This window comes from Streptomyces sp. NPDC090108, from assembly GCF_044747185.1.
Classification (GTDB): domain Bacteria; phylum Actinomycetota; class Actinomycetes; order Streptomycetales; family Streptomycetaceae; genus Streptomyces.
In genome coordinates, this window is sequence record NZ_JBIVDQ010000004.1 from 467,881 (window position 1) to 486,931 (window position 19,051).

Sequence of the window (19,051 nt, forward strand, 5' to 3'; positions counted from 1 at the left end):
CGCGCCCTGTGCGCGGTCCCTTGACGTGACTTCACGCCTTTACGAACATGAACGCGTCAAGCGTCGTGGCGGCGACAGGACGGAGGCTGGTTCCGTGGCAGCGGTGGCCGAAGCGCGGCGGGACCGGCGCACGGGTGGAGGCGCCGCCGGTCCCGGCGCCTGGTTCCTGGTGCTGCCCGCCCTGATCCCGATCCTCGTCCTCAGCGTGGGACCGCTGCTGTACGGCATTCTGCTGGCGTTCACCGACGCCCAGTCCGGCCGCGCCGCGCCCACCACGTGGACCGGCGTACTGAACTTCCGGGACCTGCTGCACGACACGCTGTTCTGGGAGTCGTTCCGGATCGGCCTGGTGTGGGCGGTCGGCGTGACCGTGCCCCAGTTCCTGCTGGCCCTCGGCCTTGCCCTCCTCCTCGACCAGAACCTCTGGTTCCGCCCGCTGGCGCGCGCCCTCGCGATCGTCCCCTGGGCGATGCCCGAGGTCGTCGTCGGCATCATGTGGCGCCTGGTCTACAACCCGGACGCCGGCATCCTGAACGAGACCCTCCGCCACCTCGGCCTCGGCGGCGGCCGGGACTGGCTGAGCGGGCTCGCCACCGCGCTGCCCGCCGTCATCGTCGTCGGCGTCTGGGCGGGCATGCCGCAGACCACCGTCGCGCTGCTCGCCGGACTCCAGAACACCCCGCGCGAACTGCACGAGGCGGCGGCCGTCGACGGTGCCGGCGCCTGGCGCCGCTTCCGCACGGTCACCTGGCCCGCCCTCCGGCCGGTCGCCCTCGCCGTCACCGCGCTCAACCTCATCTGGAACTTCAACTCCTTCGCGCTCGTGTACGTCCTCACGAGCGGCGGCCCCGGCGGCAGGACGCGGCTGCCCATGCTGTTCGCCTACGAAGAAGCCTTCCGCTACGGCCAGTTCGGCTACGCGGCGGCGATGGGATGCGTGATGGTCGCGGTGATCTCGGTCCTGCTCGCGGTGTTCCTGGCCGGCCGGCTGCGAGGAGGCGAGGACGCGTGAGGACCCGCCCCGCGGCGCGCGCCGGACAGTACACCGCGCTGCTCGCGTACCTGCTGTTTCTGGCCTTCCCGCTCCTGTGGCTGCTGTCCACCGCGTTCAAGCCGCCGGGCGAGCTGGCCCGTCCGCACCCCACCTGGATCCCGCGCGACCCCACCCTCGCCAACTTCCGGCAGGCCTTCGACGAGCAGCCGCTGCTGCACGCCGCCCTCAACTCCCTGCTCGCGGCGGCCGGCGCGGCCGTCGTCGCCGTACTGATCGCGACACCGATGGCCTACGTCACCGCCAGGCGCCGGGGTCCGCTGGCGCGGGCGACGGGCGCGTGGGTGGTGGTCAGCCAGGCCTTCCCGTTCGTCCTCGTCATCATCCCGCTGTTCCTGGTGCTGAAGAACCTGCGGCTGATCGACTCGCTCGCCGGACTGGTGGCCGTCTACGTGGTGTGGGCGCTGCCCTTCGCGCTGTGGATGCTCACCGGATACGTGCGGGCGGTGCCCGCGGAGCTGGAGGAGGCGGCCGCCGTCGACGGGGCCGGGCGGCTGCGGACCCTGGTGTCGGTGACGGCGCCGCTGCTCGCCCCGGGGATCGCGGCGACGGCCATGTTCGCCTTCGTCACCGCCTGGAACGAGTTCTTCTTCGCGCTGGTGCTGCTGAAGAGCCCCGGCAAGCAGACCCTCCCGGTCGTCCTCACCCACTTCCTCGGCGCGGAGGGCGTCGCGGACCTCGGCCCGCTGGCCGCCGCGGCGTTCCTCGCCACCCTGCCGTCCCTGGTCGTGTTCGCCCTCGTGCAGCGGCGGATCACGGGCGGCCTGATCGCCGGGGCGGTGAAGAGCTGATGCGGAACGCGCGCACGCGGACCGGACTCTTCGGGGCGCTCGCCGGCGTCCTCCTCCTGCTCCTCGCCGGCTGCTCCCCGGGCACGCGCGACGTGGGCGGACCCGTCACCCTGCGCTTCCAGTCCCTGGCCTGGCAGCAGGAGTCCGTCACCGCCAACCGGGAACTGGTCCGGGAGTGGAACGCGAGCCACCGGGACGTCAAGGTCGAGTACGTCCAGGGCAGCTGGGACAGCGTGCACGATCAACTGCTCACCTCCTTCGAGGGAGGCGAGGCCCCCGACATCGTCCACGACGCCTCCGACGACCTCGCCGACTTCGCCTACGGCGGCTACCTGGCCGACCTCACCGGCCTCCTGTCCGCCCGGCTGAAGGCGGACATCCCGCGGCACAGCTGGGACACGGCGGTCTTCGGCGACGGGGTGTACGGGGTGCCGTTCCTCCAGGAGCCCCGGGTGCTGATCGCCAACGCCACCTGGCTGCGCACGGCCGGGGTGCGCATACCGACGCCGGCACACCCCTGGAGCTGGGCCGAGTTCCGGCAGATCGCCAAGTGGCTCAGCGGCGACGGGAAGTACGGCGTGGCCTGGCCGCTGAAGGAGCCCGTCTCCGTCACGCTCAACCTCTCGCTCTCGACGGGCGGCCGGCTCTTCCAGCGGGGCGCCGACGGCAAGGTGAGCGTGCGGTTCGGCCCCGGTGAGGCCGTCGTACCGCGGATCGTCCACGACCAGGTCACGGTCGACCACAGCGCCCCCGCCTCGACGCTCGGCAGCGGCGGCTCGGACACGCTGCCGGGCTTCTTCGGCGGCCGGTACGCGATGGTCCCGCTGGGCCTCTCCTACCGCCAGCAGATCGCCCAGCAGGCCCCCAAGGGCTTCCGCTGGCAGGTGCTGCCCGCCCCCGCGGGCGCCGCCGGCCTCACCCAGGGCGTCAGCCCGCAGACCCTGTCCATCGCCGCGGACTGCCCCCACAAGAAGGAGGCGGCCGCCTTCATCGACTTCCTGCTGAGGCCGCGGAACATGGTCCGGCTCGCCCTCGGCGACTGGATGCTGCCCACCGGCACCGAGGCCCTGAAGGACCCCGCCCTGCACACCGCGGAGAACGGCTGGGCGACCGGCACCGCCCTGGCCGGACACCTGCGCCCCGCGCCCGCCCAGACCGTCCGCGGCTACCCGGAGTGGAAGGACAAGGTGGCCACGCCCGCCTTCCAGGAGTACTACAGCGGCGCCACCGGCCTCGCCGGACTGCGCGGCCGCCTGGAGAAGGACGGCGACCTGGTGCTGGCCCGGTACCAGCGCTGAGGGGGCTATCGTGCCCGGATGCACGAGGTCCCGCGCAGCCGGCTCGGCCGGCTCGAAGACAAGTTGTCGCGAGGTGTCGTCGGTTGCGCGGCCGTGGCCGCCGCCGGCGTGCTGGCCTGGAGCGACTACGTCCTCGTCGTGTTCGGGCGGGTGGTGCCCGGCTGGGTCCCGGCGGGCGTGGCGCTCCTCACCGCGGCCGTGCTGCTGCGGGGACGCCTCTTCCCGGACCCGCCCGCGCGGCGGCCGCCGGGCGCCGGGCCGTTCCGGCTGCGCCCGGTCGCCGGTCTCGCCGGGGCCGTGCTGATCCTGCTGATCGGGCTGGGTGTCCTGATCGAGGCCCTGGACGACCTGGGCGCCGACTACTACGTCCAGGGGCCGTACGGCCCGGACGGCTGCCGGGTCGTCGTGCGCGAGACGTCGTTCCTGATGAGCGGCAGGGGAGACGTCTACGCGGCGGGCTTCACCGGGTTCGGCGCCCACGTGGGCGACTGGACGGCCGACGACGGCTACCGCCCCTGGGCCTCGGGCACGTACGACCTGCACTGGGGCCCGGACGGCGGCAGCCTGCTGATCGAGGGCGACGCGACCGACCCGGTCTGGTCGCACGTGGACACGATCACCTGCTGAACGGGCGACGGGGCCCGCCGGCCCCCCTCGGGGGTACAGACGGGCCCCGTCGTGCGGGACCGGGGAGGGCCGGGTCAGACCCGCAGCCGCTCGTCCCGCTCCTGGGCCGGGAGCGCGTCGGCCGGCTGCGGCGCATCGTCGTGCGTCAGGTCCGGCAGGCGGTGCAGCCACTTCGGCAGGTACCAGTTGCGCTCGCCGAGCAGCGCCATCACGGCCGGCAGCAGCACTCCGCGGATGACCGTCGCGTCGATGAGGACGGCGGCGGCCAGGCCCACGCCCATCTGCTTCATGGACTGCATGGACAGCGTGCCGAAGATCCCGAACACGGCCACCATGATGACCGCGGCGCTGGTGACGACACCGGCGGTGGTCACCACGCCGTGCTGGATGGCGTCCTTCGTGCTGCGGCCGCGCAGCCGGGCCTCGCGGATCCGGGAGACCACGAACACGTGGTAGTCCATCGACAGTCCGAACAGGATCACGAACAGGAACAGCGGCAGCCAGGTGACGATCGCGCCGACACCCTCCGCGCCCACCAGGGACGCGCCCCAGCCGTGCTGGAAGACCGCGACGAGGATGCCGTAAGCGGCGCCCACCGACAGCAGGTTGAGGACGATCGAGGTGATGGCGACCGTCAGCGAGCGGAACGACAGCAGCATCAGCAGGAAGGCGAAGACGACCACGAACGCGAAGACCGGGACGACGGATCCGAGCAGCTGGTCGTTGAAGTCCTGGTTGCCGGCGACCTGGCCGGTGACAGGGGCCTCCAGCCCGGCGACCCTGCCGAGCGTGGCGGGCCGTACCTCGTCACGCAGCTTGTCGAGGCTCTCGACCGCCCGGTCCATGTCGGAGCCGCCGACCAGCGGCACGTCGATCAGGGCGACGTTCCGCTCCGCGTACACCGTGACGTCCACGGGGCCGCGCGAGGCCCCGGAGGAGACCGCCCGACGCTTGAAGTCGTCGATCGCGCCCCGGACTTCGGGCGCGCCGATGTCCTCGGCCCGTACGACCACCTGGGCGGGCTCGGAGCCGCCCGGGAAGGCGTCGTTCAGCCGGTTGTACGTCTGCACGATCGGGAGCGAGTCCCCGAACTCCTGGTCCAGGGTGAGCTGCTGGGTGTTCATACCCAGGGCGGGGGCGGCCACCGCCAGCAGCGCGCCCGCGGCCACCACGACCGACACCAGCGGCTTCGCCAGCACCCGCCGCAGCACCGCGCTCCAGAACCGGCTGCCCTCGTCCGGGCCGGCCGTGCGGCGGCGCAGGAACGGCAGCCGCCCCTTCTCCACCCGCTCGCCGAGCAGGGACAGCAGCGCGGGCAGCACCGTCACCGAACCGACCATGGCGACCGCCACCACCATCAGCGAGGCCAGGCCCATCGCCTCGAACTCGGCGAGACCGGTGAAGAGCATGCCCGCCATCGCCACGCACACCGTGACACCGGAGACGATGACCGCGCGGCCGCTGGTCGCGGCCGCGATCCTGAGCGCGGTGCCCGCGTCGTGCCCGGCGGCCCGCTCCTCGCGCTCCCGGCGCAGATAGAACAGGCAGTAGTCGACGCCGACGGCCATGCCCACCAGCAGCATCACGGAGTTGGCGGTGTCGCTCATCGGCTGCACATGGCTGACCAGACCCATCAGGCCCATCGTCGCCATGATCGCGGTGACCGCCAGGCCCACCGGCAGCAGCGCCGCCACCAGCGCGCCGAACGCGATCAGCAGGATGCCGAAGGCGACCGGGACCGCCGAGTACTCGGCCTTCTGGAAGTCGTCCCCGAAGGCGTCCTTGTACTGCTTGTTCATGCTGGCGGCGCCGATCTCCTCGATCCGCAGCCCGCCGTGGGCCTTCTGCACCCCGGCCACGGCGTCCAGCACCGGCGCGACCCGTTCGCCCGCGGTGTCCGCGTCCCCGCGCATCTCGAAGCGCACCAGCGCGCTGCGCCCGTCACGGGAGATGGTCCGCGTGTCGTAGGGGGAGGTGAGGTGGGTGACCCTGCCGGTGTCCTCCACGGCCTTCATCACGTCGGCGACGCCCGCGCGGAACTCCGTGCCGGTGGCCCGCAGCGAGCCGTCCCGGGACTGGATCAGGACGGTCTCGCCGGCCGGCCGCTCGATCCCCGCGTCCTCGATGATGCGCGCGGCGGTGTGCGTCTCCCCCTTGAGCTGGTCGCTCTCGTCCACGTCGACCCGGCCGGCCGCCGAGCCGAGCCCCATGGCCAGGACGACGAACAACACCCATATGCCGACGGCCGCCCAGCGGTGCCGGGCGCTCCAGCCGCCGGCGCGGGCGGCGAGGCCCCGCACGCGCACATCTGTCTTCCCCATGACGGGATGTCCCCCTCGTACGCGGTGACGGCCCCCTGCCGCCACGTCTTCGCATGTCTGTTCCGACAGTAGGGGCGGGGTGCGGACGTCTCGTCGTACTGGCCGGTGACGTGTGCGGGGCCGGACTCACCGCTGGGGAGGACGGTGACCCCTTACATCTATCGGAGGTTCTCGGGGGTGACTCTCGGGGACGGTCCGGGCGCTGTCGGTTCCGGTCTCCGGGAGCCGTCCTGTCCGATCCGCCGACAGAGATCCACTTTGTGATTTCACAAGCTTGTTGAACAAGTCACAGCTGCGTGGAGAGGTTGCAGCGCACCCGCTCGATCGGCGAGAGTTTCGCGCAGTCCGGCGTATGCCGGGCCCCGGCGGTCGTGCCCACCCCCACGGGGCACGACCGCCCCTCTATCGTGGCCGGATGACCACCTATGCGGCGCTGTTGCGCGGGATCAACGTGGGCGGCGCCAGGAAGCTCCCGATGGCCGACCTGCGCGCCCTGATCACCGGTCTGGGGCACGACGGCGTACGGACCCATCTGCAGTCCGGCCAGGCCGTGTTCAGCGCCGGTCATGGCGACGAGGACTCCCTGGCCGACGAGTTGTCCCGGGCGGTCGAGGACCGTTTAGGCTTCGGTGTCGACGTGATCGTGCGCGATCACGCCTATCTCGCCGCGGTCGCCGAGGCCTGCCCCTTCCCGGCCGAGCGGCTGGAGCCCAGACAGCTGCACGTCACCTATCTCTCCGCGCCGGCCGACCCCGACCGTCTCGCGTGGATCGACCAGGAGGCCCGCCTGCCCGAGGAGTTCCGCGTCGGCGACCGCTGCCTGTACGTCTACGCCCCCGAGGGACTCGGCCGCTCCAGGCTCGCCGTCGAGCTGTCCCGGCCGCGGGTCACCCAGGGTCTGATCGCCACCGGCCGGAACTGGAACACGGTGCTCAAGCTCGTCGAGATGACCCGGGAGTGAGGGGACGGGGTGGTCTCCCGCCCCTCCGCGGAGGCGGGATTGGCCCAAGAACAGGGTGGCCGATTGGACCGCGGTGACAGGCCAACGGCGCACTAGCGTCGACGGCATGACACAGACCGAGACCGAGACCGGGATCAAGGCCGAGACCAAGGGTGAGGCCGGGACCGGGAACCGACGCACCGCCGAACCCGCCCGTGTCGACTTCTACTTCGACCCCGCCTGCCCCTTCGCCTGGATCACGTCGCGCTGGATGCTGGAGGTCGAACGGACCCGCCCGCTCGACCTGCGCTTCCATGTGATGAGCCTGTATCTGCACAACACCGGCAACGAACTTCCCGACTGGTACCGGGATCTGGTCGACCGCTCGATCGGACCGGTGCGGGTCGCCGCGGCCGTCGCCGCAGAGCGGGGCGAGCAGGCGCTGGGGGAGCTGTACACCGCCTTCGGCGTCCGGATCCACGAGCGGGGCGTCAAGGACTTCGACGTGGTGATCGCCGAGTCCCTCGCCGAGCTCGGACTCCCCGCCGCGCTGGCGGACGCGGCGCGCGATCCGTCGTACGACGAAGCGGTGCGCCGCAGCCATGAACGGGGCGCGGAGCCGGAGTCGGGAGGGTACGTGGGCACACCCACCCTCCATGTCGACGGAACCGTGTGGTTCGGACCGGTGCTGCGAGCGGTCCCGCGGGGCGCGGAGGCGGCCGAACTCTTCGACAGTTTCCGCACGTTGGCGGGCCATCCCGACTTCTTCGAACTCAAGCGCACCCGCACGGGAGGGCTCCGCTTCGACTGACCGCGGCGGCCGGGATTCCGGAGGCGCGCACCAGCCGGTTGTCAACCACGCGCCCCTGTCGCAAGGTTGGCCGATAATCACCGGTGCGGTGTGACGACCCGGTGCCCGCCTGTGACATTTACCTCCCGTGCGGCGCAGAACGAAGGGCCGCTCACGATCCGACGTCACAGGGGAACGTCGGAACGTGGGCGGCCCTTCGCGCCCACGGCCCGGAACGCACCCGCCCACGTGAAACCGGTGAAGGCACACCTGCGTCGTGCCGGGGGCGCGGCGCGCGCCGGCCGAGCCGGGAGCAGCGCGCCCGCGCCCGCGTGTACCGGCCGACGGGCATCCGTCACTCGAACGGGTGCCGATTTTCGGCCCTCCGGCGGCGGCCGCGGCGCTCTGATCCACTGGGCGGAACCGGTGGGACACCCCGTGGCCTCGGTAACGTCGGCGGTCCCGGCGGCGCCGTACCGCACGCCCTCGCCGGAACCCGCATCCCATGGCTCCGTCGGACCAGGAGTGAGGACACGAATTGAGCGCGTACAACTTCCACGGCAGCACCCCCGGCCGCTACCGGCCCGGCGCCGAGCCCGGCCTGGAGGCCCTGATCCGCCTCGCGGACGGCCTCGCCGAGGCGCTGCGGGCGGAGTACCCGGTGCTCGCCGGTCACGGCGAGGTGATCCAGGACGAACTGGCCCAGGCCGCGGAGGACGGCTATCCGCCCAACCGGGGACGCATCCGCTCGGCCCTGGAGGCCGTCAGCATCGGCGCCATGGCCGGCTCCGGCAGCCTGGCCTTCACCCAGCAGCTCAGCAACGCCCTCGGCCTCTGACCCGCGGGCCCCGGCGGGCACGGGGCGCTCTCATGCCCCCAGGGCCAGCGGGGCCGACACGACGGCCTCCGCGTACCGGTCGAGCAGCACCCGCGCCACCTCCGGCGCCGGTCCCAGCACGTCCGCCAGCACGTCCGCCTCCGCCGCGCCCCGCGCGATGCGGTCGGGGAGGAAGCCTGGTGCCAGGACGTACGGCGCGACGGCCACCCGCGCACAGCCGAGGGCGCGCAGGTCCGCCACGGCCTCCTCGGTGCGCGGGAATCCGGTGGCGGAGGCGAACGCGGGCCGCACGGCGCACCAACCGGTGTGCCACCACTCCCGCGCGATGTCGGCGATCACCGCGATCGCCTCCGGGTCCGATGACCCCGCCGAGGCCAGCACGACCCCGGTCGAGGACCTGTCGGCGGGACGCAGCCCCGCCTCGTACAGCCGCCGTTCCAGCGCCGACAGCAGCAGCGGGGACGGGCCGAGCACCTCCGCCTGCCTGATCCGCAGCCGCGCCGGCGCGTCCCGCAGGACCGCGGGGATGTCCGCCTTGGCGTGGAAGGCACGCGTCAGCAGCAGCGGCTGCGCCACGACGTCACGCACTCCCTCGGCCGCCAGCGACTCCAGCACCCCGTGCACCGACGGGACGTTGAAGTCGAGGAAACCGGTCTCCACGCGCAGCCCCGGCCGCGTCGACCGCAGCAGCCGCACCAGGGCGTGCACGGTCGCGGCGTGCCGCGGATCGCGGCTGCCATGGGCGACGACGAGGAGGACAGGAGCGCCGGACATGGCCGTCAGCCCTTCACCAGCAGGCCGCGGCTGCGCAGCACCCAGCGTTCCAGCGGGCTGAAGATGAGCAGGTCGATGGCGATGCCGACGAACAGGATGAGCAGGATCGCCTCGAACACCATCGCCATGTCGACCGAGTTGCGGCCGTTCTCCAGCAACTGGCCCAGACCCACGCCGAGATCGGGGAAGGACGCGATGATCTCGGCGGCCATCAGCGAACGCCAGGAGAACGCCCAGCCCTGCTTCATGCCCGCCACGTAGCCGGGCAGCGCCGCGGGCAGCGTGACGTGCCAGACGCCGCGCAGCCCGGAGGCGCCCATCGTGCGGCCCGCCCGCAGGAACAGCGGCGGCACCTGGTCCACGCCGGACACCAGGCCGTTGGCGATGGAGGGTACCGCCCCCAGCAGGATCACCGCGTACATCATCGAGTTGTTCAGGCCGAGCCAGATCACCGCCGGCGGCACCCACGCCACCGACGGCAGCGACTGCAGCCCGGACAGGATCGGCCCGATCGCCGCGCGCACGAACCGCACCCGGGCCACCAGCAGCCCCAGCGGGGTGCCGATGAGCAGCGCGAAGAAGAAGCCGAGCAGGCCGCGCGAGACACTGGTCCAGATGTAGCCGAGGAGCTTGCCCTCCAGCCAGTCCCGCTGGACCGCGTGCCACACCGCGCCCGGCGAGGGCAGCTTGCCGGGATCGTCGGCGATCCTCAGCCAGATCAGCCCCTGCCAGACCAGCAGGACCACGAGCACCGCGGTGACCGGCGGCACGACCTTGTCGACCAGGGTCCGGCGCAGCGGCGGCCGCCCGGAGCGCACCGACTCCAGCGCGTCGAGGCCCGCCTCCACGCTTCCCGTGCCGTTCGTGCCCTCCGGGTCCTGTGCGCTCCCGGGTCCGGGCGTCCGCGTCCCGGAGGTGGTCGTCTCAGTGCTGGCCATGGCGGCGGATCTCCCCACGCAGTACATCGGTGATCTCCAGGGACAGTTCCGCCACGGGCGCGTCCTCGATGCGGCGCGGCTGCGGGATGTCCACCGTCCACTCCCGGGCCACCCGGCCCGGACGGGAGGACAGCAGCACCACGCGCTGCGCCAGACGCACGGCCTCGCGCACGTTGTGCGTGACGAACAGGACCGAGACCCCGGTCTCCTGCCAGATCCGGGTCAGCTCGTCGTGCAGCACGTCCCGGGTGATGGCGTCCAGCGCCGCGAACGGCTCGTCCATCAGCAGCAGGTTGCTCTCCTGTGCCAGCGCGCGCGCCAGCGCCACCCGCTGGCGCATACCGCCCGACAGCTCGTGCACCCGCTTGCCGTGGGCGCCCTTCAGCCGGACGAGCTCCAGCAGCTCCTCCGCCCGGGCGCGCCGGTCGGGCTTGGGAACTCCGCCCAGTTTCAGGGCGAGTTCGATGTTCCTGCCCGCGGTCAGCCACGGGAACAGGGCGTGCTCCTGGAACATCAGCGCGGGCCGTCCGTCCGTGCTGATGGCCCCGGCGGAGGGCCGGTCGAGGCCCGCCACCAGGTTGAGCAGCGTGGACTTGCCGCAGCCCGAGGCCCCCAGGAGGGTGACGAACTCGCCCGGCGCGACATCGAGGCTGATGCCGTCCAGGACGAGCTGCTCACCGTCCGGCGTCGCGAAGGACTTCGAGACCTGCTCGAGGTGTGCTGCGTACGCCGCCGACGGTTCGGCCTTGGCGAGGGTCGTGGACATGGTCGTCACCTCCTGGGAGATCGTCGGGACCCGGCGTCAGCTGGAGCCGAGGCCGGCCGCGTCGACCGGGGCCGCGCCCTCGGCCTTGAGGACCTTGTTGAGGATCGTCAGGTCGTAGATCCCCTTGAGGTCCGGCTTGTCCAGCAGGCCGGCCTTCACCGCGTGGTCCGCCTCGGTGTGCAGCGTGGCGGCCAGCGGGTCGTCGGTCGTCCGGATGGACTGCCAGGCCGGGTCCAGGACCTGCGCGGGCAGTGCCTTGCCGGAGTCCGCCTCCAGCTGCTCGTTCGCCGCCGCCTTGGCCGCGTCCGGGTTGGCCTTGATCCACTTGTTGGTCCGGACGGAGGCCCTCAGTACCGCCTCGACGGCCGCGGGGTGGGCCTTGAGGAACTTCTGCGACACGATGATGTTGGTGATCACGAACTTCTTGTCCGGCCACAGGGAGGACTCGTCGAGCAGGACCTTGCCCCCCTCGGCGACCAGCTTGGACGCGGTCGGCTCCGGTACCCACGCGCCGTCGATGGAGTGCGACTTGAAGGCGTCCGGGGTCACCTTGTTGTCGCTGCGGACGACGGTGACGTCACCCTTGCCGCTCTGCGCGTCGACCTTCCAGCCCTGGCCGGCGATCCAGTTGAGGAACGCCACGTCCTGCGTGTTGCCGAGCTGCGGGGTGGCTATCTTCTTGCCCTTGACGTCCTTCAGGGACTTGATCTTCTTCGGGTCGACGACGAGCTTGACGCCGCCGGACGCCGAACCGCCGATGATCCTCAGGTCCGTGCCGCCCGACTTGGTGTAGCCGTTGATCGCGGGGGACGGGCCGATCCAGCCGATGTCGATGGAGCCGGAGTTGAGGGCCTCGATCTCGGACGGCCCCGCGTTGAAGGTGGCGTACTCGGCCTTGGTGGCGCCCAGTTCCTTCTGGAAGGTGCCCTGCCGGCGGCCGACCAGCGCGGTCGCGTGGGTGAGGTTCCCGAAGTAGCCGATCCTCACGGAGTCCAGGCCGTCGATCTTCCTGGCCCCGGCGGCGACCTTCTGGTCGGCGTCCCCGCCCTTGGCCTCGGATCCGTAACCGCAGGCCGCGAGGGCCAGCAGCGGCAGTGCGGCGAACGCGGCGATTCCGCGGCGGAGCAGTTTCGAGCTGGTGGCAGGCACGGGAGGCTTTCCTCTCGGTGGCCCGGCGGTCACGGACTCTCAGGTCGTGGCCGGGAGTTCGGCAAAGGGTCTTCGTCGCTTCTGGTACCGCACGTGGGGGGTGTGGGCGCGCAGGCGGTGCGCGTACGTCAGCCCGCACATCGCGCGACTCCGCCCTGGCCGCTGCCGAGGGCGCCGCTGCCCACACGGCCGCCCTCCTTGGCGAACGTGGAGTAGAAATCGGTCGGGTTCATCGTCAGAAGTCCCAGCCCTCGTCGGCGGAAGCGTCCTCGACCGGCTCCGGCGCGGCGAACGACTCGCCGACCATGCCCGCGGTGAGCGTGGTGCCGTCCGCCGGGTCGATCAGGATGAAGGAACCGGTGCGCCGCGAGTCCGCGTAGGAGTCGGCCGGCAGCGGCTCGGCGGTACGGATCTTCACCCGCCCGATGTCGTTGGCGGCGAGCTGTCCCGGATGCGGGTGCAGGGACAGGTCGTCGAGCGTGAGACGCGACGGGATGTCCCGCACGACGGCCTTGACCGTGCGCGTGCCGTGCTTGAGCAGCACCCGGTGTCCGACGGTCAGCGGCTGATCGGCGACATGGCAGACGGTCGCCTCCACGTCCTGGGTGACGGCCGGCGCGTCCTTCGCCGGCACGATCAGGTCGCCGCGCGAGACGTCGATGTCGTCCTCGAGCAGCACGGTCACCGACTGCGTCGTCCAGGCCACGTCCACGGGCGTGCCGAGCAGGTCGATGCCGGAGATCCGGGTCGTCCGGCCGGACGGCAGGACGGTGACCTCCTCGCCGACCCGGAAGCCGCCGGCCGCGATCTGGCCCGCGTATCCCCGGTAGTCGGGGTGCTCGGCGCTCTGCGGGCGGATCACGTACTGCACGGGCAGCCGGGCGTGGCAGTGCGACAGGTCGTGGCTGACCGGCACCGTCTCCAGGTGCTCCAGGACGGTCGGGCCGCCGTACCAGTCCATGTGCGCGGACGGCTCCACCACGTTGTCCCCGGCGAGTGCCGAGATCGGGATCGCGGTGACCTCGGGGACGCCCAGCTCGGTCGCGTACGCCGTGAACTCCTCGGCGATCGCGGCGAACACGGACTCCTGGTAGCCGACGAGGTCCATCTTGTTCACGGCCAGCACCACGTGCGGGACCCGCAGCAGCGCGGCGATCGCCGCGTGCCGGCGGGTCTGCTCGACGACGCCGTTGCGGGCGTCGACGAGCACCACGGTCAGCTCGGCCGTGGAGGCGCCGGTGACCATGTTGCGGGTGTACTGCACATGGCCGGGCGTGTCGGCCAGGATGAACCGGCGGCGCGGGGTCGCGAAGTAGCGGTAGGCCACGTCGATGGTGATGCCCTGCTCCCGTTCGGCGCGCAGGCCGTCGGTGAGCAGCGCGAGGTCGGGGCCGTCCTGGCCGCGGCTCGCCGACGCCCGCTCCACGGCCTCCAGTTGGTCGACGAGGACCGACTTGGAGTCGTGCAGCAGCCGTCCGACCAGCGTGGACTTGCCGTCGTCGACGGAGCCCGCGGTGGCGAACCGCAGCAGCGTGGTGGCCGAGAGCTTCTCGGTCGTCGTCGTGCTCATGCTCAGAAGTACCCCTCGCGCTTGCGGTCTTCCATCGCGGCCTCGGAGAGCTTGTCGTCGGCGCGGGTGGCGCCCCGTTCGGTGAGCCGGGACGCGGCGATCTCGGCGATCACGGCGTCCAGCGTGGTCGCGTCCGAGTCGACCGCGCCCGTGCAGGACATGTCGCCGACGGTCCGGTAGCGCACGAGCCGCTTCTCGGTGGCCTCGGTGTCCTTCGGGCCGCCCCACTCACCGGCGGTCAGCCACATGCCCGACCGGCTGAACACCTCGCGCTCGTGCGCGAAGTAGATCTCCGGCAGCTCGATGCCCTCGCGGGCGATGTACTGCCACACGTCCAGCTCGGTCCAGTTGGACAGCGGGAAGACGCGCACGTGCTCGCCGGGCGCGTGCCGGCCGTTGTACAGGTTCCACAGCTCGGGGCGCTGCCGGCGGGGGTCCCACTGGGAGAACTCGTCCCGCAGCGAGAACACCCGCTCCTTGGCGCGGGCCTTCTCCTCGTCGCGCCGGCCGCCGCCGAACACCGCGTCGAACTTCTCGCTCTGGATCTTCTCCGTGAGCGGCAGGGTCTGCAGCGGGTTACGGGTGCCGTCGGGACGTTCCTTCAGCACACCGCGGTCGATGTAGTCCTGGACGGAAGCCACATGGAGGCGCAGCCCATGTGCGTCCACCACACGGTCCCGGTACTCCAGCACCTCGGGGAAGTTGTGTCCCGTGTCCACATGGAGGAGCGAGAAGGGCACGGCGGCCGGGGCGAACGCCTTCAGCGCGAGATGCAGCATGACGATGGAGTCCTTGCCACCGGAGAACAGGATCACCGGGTTCTCGAACTCGCCCGCCACCTCGCGGAAGATGTGCACCGCCTCGGACTCCAGCGCGTCCAGGTGCGAGAGGGCGTACGGACCGGCCGTGCCCTCCTCGCCGCCCGTCACCTCGGCGACGGTCGTCATGCTGTGCCCCTTTCGTTCTCACCCGGGGAAACCGCCCAGGGGGTGCCCCCGTCTCCGTCCGTACGGCGCGTCCCCGCGGCCGCGTGCGCGTCCTTCACAGGAGCCCCTTCTCGCCGAGCAGCGCATGGACCAGGGCCGCGGACTCCGGCACGCTGTGGTGCTGCGACTCGATCCGCAGATCGGGCTTCTCCGGCTCCTCGTAGGGGTCGTCCACCCCGGTCAGTCCGGTCAGCTCGCCCGCGGCCTGCTTGGCGTAGAGCCCCTTCACGTCCCGCACCGAGCACACCTCGACCGGGGTCGCCACATGGATCTCCAGATACGGCGTCCCGTGCTCCGCGTGCCGCTCACGCACCGCCTCGCGGCTGTCCGCGTACGGCGCGATCACCGGCACCAGCGCCTTGACGCCGTTGCGGGCGAGCAGCTCGGCCACGAAGCCGATGCGCCGCACGTTGGTGTGCCGGTCCGCACGGGAGAAGCCGAGGCCCGCGGAGAGGAACTCCCGGATCTCGTCGCCGTCCAGGATCTCCACGCGATGGCCCTCGGCGCGCAGCCGCGCGGCCAGCTCGTGGGCGATGGTGGTCTTGCCGGCGCTCGGCAGACCCGTGAGCCAGACAGTGGCTCCGTCGGTCACGAGGCTCTCCTGATTCGCGTCGTCCGTCATGTGTGCAGCCCGCATTCCGTCTTGGCACGCCCCGCCCAGCGGCCGGCACGCGCGTCCTCGCCCGGCAGAAGCCGCCGGGTGCACGGGGCACAGCCGACGGAGCCGTAGCCGTCCATCAGCAACGGGTTGGTCAGCACGCCGTGTTCGGCGGCGTAGGCGTCCACGTCCTCCTGGGTCCAGCGGGCGAGCGGGGAGATCTTGACCTTGCCCCGCTCCGCGTCCCAGCCGACGACCGGGGTGTTCGCCCGGGTCGGCGACTCGTCGCGCCGCAGCCCCGTCGCCCAGGCCCGGTAGCCCGCCAGGCCCTCCTCCAGCGGCCGGACCTTGCGCAGCGCGCAGCACAGGTCCGGGTCACGGTCGTGCAGTTCGGGACCGTACTCCGCGTCCTGCTCCGCGACCGTCTGCCGGGGCGTGAGGGTGATGACCCGCACGTCCATCACGGCCTCGACGGCGTCCCGGGTGCCGATGGTCTCCGGGAAGTGGTAGCCGGTGTCGAGGAAGACGACGTCGACACCCTTGCGGACACGCGAGGCGAGATGGGCGAGCACGGCGTCCTCCATGGAGGAGGTCACGCAGAAGTCCTCGCCGAAGGTGTCCACCGCCCACCGGAGGATCTCCAGCGCGGAGGCGTCCTCCAGCTCGCGTCCGGCCCGCTCGGCCAGTTCCCTCAGCTCCGCGTCCGTGCGCGGTGCCCGATGGCCCGTCGTCATATCTGCCCGTCCCCTCCGTCGTCGGCCCGCCGCAGCCCCCGGGCGAGCAGCCCGAGGAACTTCAGCCGGAATGCGCGGCTGCACGCCCCGCATTCCCACGCGCCGTGGCCTTCCTCGCTCGGACGCAGGTCCTCGTCGCCGCAGTAGGGGCAGTAGAAGGGGGCGGCACGCTCGCTCACGACAGCGCCTCCTCGGAGGCACGCGCGGCCCAGGTGGCGAACCGCTCGCCGTCCTCGCGCTCGGCCTGGTAGCGCGTGAGCACCCGCTCGATGTAGTCGGGCAGTTCGCGCGAGGTCACCTTCAGGCCGCGCACCTTGCGTCCGAAGCCCGGCTCCAGACCGAGGGCGCCGCCGAGGTGCACCTGGAAGCCCTCGGCCTGCTCGCCGTTCTCGTCCAGGACGAGCTGGCCCTTGAGGCCGATGTCCGCGACCTGGATGCGCGCGCAGGCGTTCGGGCAGCCGTTGATGTTGATGGTGATCGGCTCGTCGAAGTCCGGGAGCCTGCGCTCCAGTTCGTCGATGAGCGCGCTGCCGCGCGCCTTGGTCTCGACGATGGCGAGCTTGCAGAACTCGATCCCCGTGCACGCCATGGTGCCCCGCCGGAAGGGGGACGGGTGGACCGTGAGGTCGAGCGCCTCCAGGCCGGCCACCAGGGACTCGACCCGCGACTCCTCGACGTCCAGCACGATCATCTTCTGCTCGGCGGTGGTCCGGACCCGCCCGGAGCCGTGCACCTCCGCGAGGCCCGCGATCTTCGCCAGCGTGCTGCCGTCGACCCGTCCGACACGCGGCGCGAAACCGACGTAGAACAGGCCGTCCTTCTGCCGGTGCACACCGACGTGGTCGCGCCAGCGCTCCACCGGCTGCGCGGGCGCCGGGCCGTCGAGGAGCGCGCGCCCCAGGTACTCGTCCTCCAGCACCTGCCGGAACTTCTCCGGGCCCCAGTCGGCGACCAGGAACTTCAGCCGGGCCCGGGTGCGCAGCCGCCGGTAGCCGTAGTCGCGGAAGATCGAGATGACGCCCTCGTGGACGTCCGCCACCTCGTCCAGCGGCACCCAGGCGCCGAGCCGCACGCCGATCTTCGGGTTGGTCGACAGGCCGCCGCCCACCCACAGGTCGAAGCCGGGCCCGTGCTCGGGGTGTTCGACGCCCACGAACGCGATGTCGTTGATCTCGTGCGCCACGTCCAGCAGCGGCGAACCGGAGACCGCGGACTTGAACTTGCGGGGCAGGTTGGAGAACGCCTTGTTGCCGACGACCCGGCGGTGGATCTCCTCGATGGCCGGCGTGCCGTCGATGATCTCGTCCTCGGCGATGCCCGCGACCGGCGAGCCGAGGATCACCCGGGGCACGTCGCCGCAGGCCTCGGTGGTCGACAGGCCGACCGCTTCGAGGCGCTCCCAGATGGCGGGCACGTCCTCGATCCGGATCCAGTGCAGCTGGATGTTCTGCCGGTCGGTGACGTCGGCCGTGCCGCGCGCGAACTCCTGGGAGATCTCGCCGATGACACGCAGCTGCGTGGTGGTCAGCCGGCCACCGTCGATCCGTACCCGCAGCATGAAGTACTCGTCGTCCAGCTCCTCCGGCTCCAGGATCGCCGTCTTGCCGCCGTCGATGCCGGGCTTGCGCTGGGTGTAGAGCCCCCACCAGCGCATCCGGCCCCGCAGATCGTTCGGGTCGATCGAGGCGAAGCCGCGCTTGGAGTAGACCGTCTCAATACGTGTCCGCACATTGAGACCGTCGTCGTCCTTCTTGAGCTGTTCGTTGCCGTTGAGCGGGGTGAAGTGGCCCGCGGCCCACTGTCCCTCACCGCGGTGACGGCTCACCTTGCGGCGGGGCGCCGGGGCAGCGGAGTTCTGCGGGGTGGCGGCCATGGTTCTACGTCCTTCGGGACAGGCGGAAAGCTCTTCTGACCTGCGCACACGTGCGCATACGCAGACGCTTGCGCGTCATTGCGCAGCTGGCTGCGGAAGCAGGGGGATCGGCGGAGCTGAAAGCGTCAGCTCGCCGGACAGATGGCGCTGGACATGCGGCCGAGGTCGACGTGCCGCCGACTCACCAAGGCAACTCCAGTTCCGGGCATGACGGAAGCCTGGCACGCGGATCTCCGGCCAGTCCACCATTGTCCGTCATCCGGACGTAAGTATTTCGAAGAGTGAGACGAGTGGGCGGTGTGCCGGGCCTGTCGGGCACACCGCCGCACCGGGTGTCCGCGGCCGGCGTCCGCACCGGGCGTACGCGGCGTACGCGGCGTACGCGACGAGCGCACCGGGCGTACGCGGCGGGCGCTCAGCCGGTGTACGCCCCGGGCCACGGGCCCGGCGTCGCCACGTCCGGCTCCAGCTCGACCTTCGTCTCGAACAGTCTGAACCCGCGCCGCAGGTAGTTGTCCATCGCGAACTCGCCGTCCTTGCTGCACGTGTGCACCCACACCCGGGCGGTCTTCGGCCGCTGGGGCCACCGCTCGGCCAGGTCCCAGGCGCGGGCGGTGCCGTACGCCAGCAGGCGGCCGCCGATCCGGCGGCCGCGGAAGGCGGGGAGCAGTCCGAAGTAGGCGATCTCGACCGCGCCGTCGTCCTGCGCGTCCAGCTCGATGTACCCGGCCGGGGTGCCCCGGTCGTAGGCCACCCAGGTCTCCACGCCCGGCCGGTCCAGGTACGCCTGCCAGCGGGCGTACGGCCAGCCGAGCCGGTCGGTCCAGACGATGTCGCCGCCTACCGAGGCGTACAGGAAACGGCTGAACTCGGGGGAGGGCACCTCGGCGCGCTCGATCCGCAGGCCGTCGCCCTCGGGCGCGGCGGCCGGCAGGGCGTCTGCGGGGGAGGTCTGCTCCAGGTACCAGGTGGTGACGGGGACGCTGCTCATGCGGGCCAGAAAATCA

The 19,051-nt window shown here is 71.8% G+C and carries 20 protein-coding genes; 7 read left to right on the forward strand and 13 right to left on the reverse strand.

The genetic code is table 11. The features are described 5' to 3' along the window. The first annotated feature begins 94 nt into the window (after positions 1-94). The 4 genes from ACIPRD_RS16920 to ACIPRD_RS16935 are packed head-to-tail and all read left to right on the forward strand — an operon-like array spanning position 95 to position 3,767. Positions 95-1,012, forward strand: coding sequence for a carbohydrate ABC transporter permease (locus ACIPRD_RS16920; protein ID WP_401563757.1), 918 nt, complete (start codon positions 95-97; stop codon positions 1,010-1,012). Further along, on the forward strand, positions 1,009-1,842 hold the full coding sequence (locus ACIPRD_RS16925) for a carbohydrate ABC transporter permease (protein ID WP_356399756.1): 834 nt from the start codon (positions 1,009-1,011) through the stop codon (positions 1,840-1,842). Before ACIPRD_RS16920 ends, ACIPRD_RS16925 begins: the two co-directional genes overlap by 4 nt. Beyond that, on the forward strand, positions 1,842-3,140 hold the full coding sequence (locus ACIPRD_RS16930; RefSeq protein WP_401563759.1) for an ABC transporter substrate-binding protein: 1,299 nt from the start codon (positions 1,842-1,844) through the stop codon (positions 3,138-3,140). Before ACIPRD_RS16925 ends, ACIPRD_RS16930 begins: the two co-directional genes overlap by 1 nt. 18 nt (positions 3,141-3,158) lie before the next feature. Further along, positions 3,159-3,767: a hypothetical protein gene (locus ACIPRD_RS16935; RefSeq protein ID WP_356399751.1), complete on the forward strand. Its 609-nt coding sequence runs from the start codon at positions 3,159-3,161 to the stop codon at positions 3,765-3,767. A gap of 74 nt (positions 3,768-3,841) precedes the next feature. Here ACIPRD_RS16935 and ACIPRD_RS16940 read toward each other — a convergent pair whose 3' ends face one another. Beyond that, positions 3,842-6,088 carry an MMPL family transporter gene (locus tag ACIPRD_RS16940; protein ID WP_401563762.1) on the reverse strand — a complete coding sequence of 749 codons (2,247 nt, stop codon included), beginning with the start codon at positions 6,086-6,088 and terminating at the stop codon, positions 3,842-3,844. 415 nt (positions 6,089-6,503) lie between these two features. Between ACIPRD_RS16940 and ACIPRD_RS16945 the strand changes: the two genes are divergently transcribed. The 3 genes from ACIPRD_RS16945 (at position 6,504) to ACIPRD_RS16955 (ending at position 8,656) form a co-directional block, all read left to right on the forward strand. After that, entirely contained in the window at positions 6,504-7,049 is a 546-nt protein-coding gene (locus tag ACIPRD_RS16945; RefSeq protein WP_401563765.1) for a DUF1697 domain-containing protein, read from the forward strand. A 106-nt stretch (positions 7,050-7,155) separates the two neighbouring features. Continuing rightward, complete coding sequence (locus tag ACIPRD_RS16950) at positions 7,156-7,839, forward strand: DsbA family protein (protein WP_401563766.1); 684 nt, start codon at positions 7,156-7,158, stop codon at positions 7,837-7,839. A gap of 517 nt (positions 7,840-8,356) precedes the next feature. Next, a complete protein-coding gene (locus ACIPRD_RS16955) occupies positions 8,357-8,656 on the forward strand; it encodes a hypothetical protein (protein WP_356399744.1) in 300 nt (99 codons plus the stop codon). A 30-nt stretch (positions 8,657-8,686) separates the two neighbouring features. On the opposite strand, the gene ACIPRD_RS16960 is transcribed toward ACIPRD_RS16955, so the two are convergent. From ACIPRD_RS16960 to ACIPRD_RS17015, 12 genes are all read right to left on the reverse strand, one after another. Next, positions 8,687-9,430 (reverse strand): sirohydrochlorin chelatase, encoded by a 744-nt coding sequence (locus ACIPRD_RS16960; protein WP_356399742.1) that lies wholly within the window; start codon positions 9,428-9,430, stop codon positions 8,687-8,689. A 5-nt stretch (positions 9,431-9,435) separates the two neighbouring features. Continuing rightward, a complete protein-coding gene (locus ACIPRD_RS16965) occupies positions 9,436-10,368 on the reverse strand; it encodes an ABC transporter permease (RefSeq protein ID WP_356399740.1) in 933 nt (310 codons plus the stop codon). After that, entirely contained in the window at positions 10,355-11,134 is a 780-nt protein-coding gene (locus tag ACIPRD_RS16970; protein ID WP_356399738.1) for an ABC transporter ATP-binding protein, read from the reverse strand. The genes ACIPRD_RS16965 and ACIPRD_RS16970 overlap by 14 nt, the downstream gene beginning before the upstream one ends. Before the next feature lie 36 nt (positions 11,135-11,170). Beyond that, a complete protein-coding gene (locus tag ACIPRD_RS16975; RefSeq protein WP_401563770.1) occupies positions 11,171-12,283 on the reverse strand; it encodes an aliphatic sulfonate ABC transporter substrate-binding protein in 1,113 nt (370 codons plus the stop codon). Between the two features lie 235 nt (positions 12,284-12,518). After that, entirely contained in the window at positions 12,519-13,853 is a 1,335-nt protein-coding gene (locus ACIPRD_RS16980) for a GTP-binding protein (protein WP_356399735.1), read from the reverse strand. A 2-nt stretch (positions 13,854-13,855) separates the two neighbouring features. Next, positions 13,856-14,800, reverse strand: coding sequence for a sulfate adenylyltransferase subunit CysD (gene cysD, locus ACIPRD_RS16985; RefSeq protein ID WP_356399733.1), 945 nt, complete (start codon positions 14,798-14,800; stop codon positions 13,856-13,858). A 94-nt stretch (positions 14,801-14,894) separates the two neighbouring features. Then, complete coding sequence (gene cysC, locus ACIPRD_RS16990) at positions 14,895-15,431, reverse strand: adenylyl-sulfate kinase (protein WP_356399731.1); 537 nt, start codon at positions 15,429-15,431, stop codon at positions 14,895-14,897. A gap of 26 nt (positions 15,432-15,457) precedes the next feature. After that, positions 15,458-16,171, reverse strand: a complete 714-nt coding sequence (locus ACIPRD_RS16995; RefSeq protein WP_401563774.1) for a phosphoadenylyl-sulfate reductase — start codon at positions 16,169-16,171, stop codon at positions 15,458-15,460. Then, positions 16,168-16,350, reverse strand: coding sequence for a hypothetical protein (locus tag ACIPRD_RS17000; RefSeq protein WP_356399727.1), 183 nt, complete (start codon positions 16,348-16,350; stop codon positions 16,168-16,170). The genes ACIPRD_RS16995 and ACIPRD_RS17000 overlap by 4 nt, the downstream gene beginning before the upstream one ends. Then, positions 16,347-18,044, reverse strand: a complete 1,698-nt coding sequence (locus ACIPRD_RS17005) for a nitrite/sulfite reductase (protein ID WP_356399725.1) — start codon at positions 18,042-18,044, stop codon at positions 16,347-16,349. The genes ACIPRD_RS17000 and ACIPRD_RS17005 overlap by 4 nt, the downstream gene beginning before the upstream one ends. A gap of 125 nt (positions 18,045-18,169) precedes the next feature. Then, on the reverse strand, positions 18,170-18,253 hold the full coding sequence (locus tag ACIPRD_RS17010) for a putative leader peptide (RefSeq protein ID WP_356399842.1): 84 nt from the start codon (positions 18,251-18,253) through the stop codon (positions 18,170-18,172). 206 nt (positions 18,254-18,459) lie between these two features. Beyond that, complete coding sequence (locus ACIPRD_RS17015) at positions 18,460-19,035, reverse strand: GNAT family N-acetyltransferase (protein WP_401563776.1); 576 nt, start codon at positions 19,033-19,035, stop codon at positions 18,460-18,462. Between the last annotated feature and the right edge of the window lie 16 nt (positions 19,036-19,051).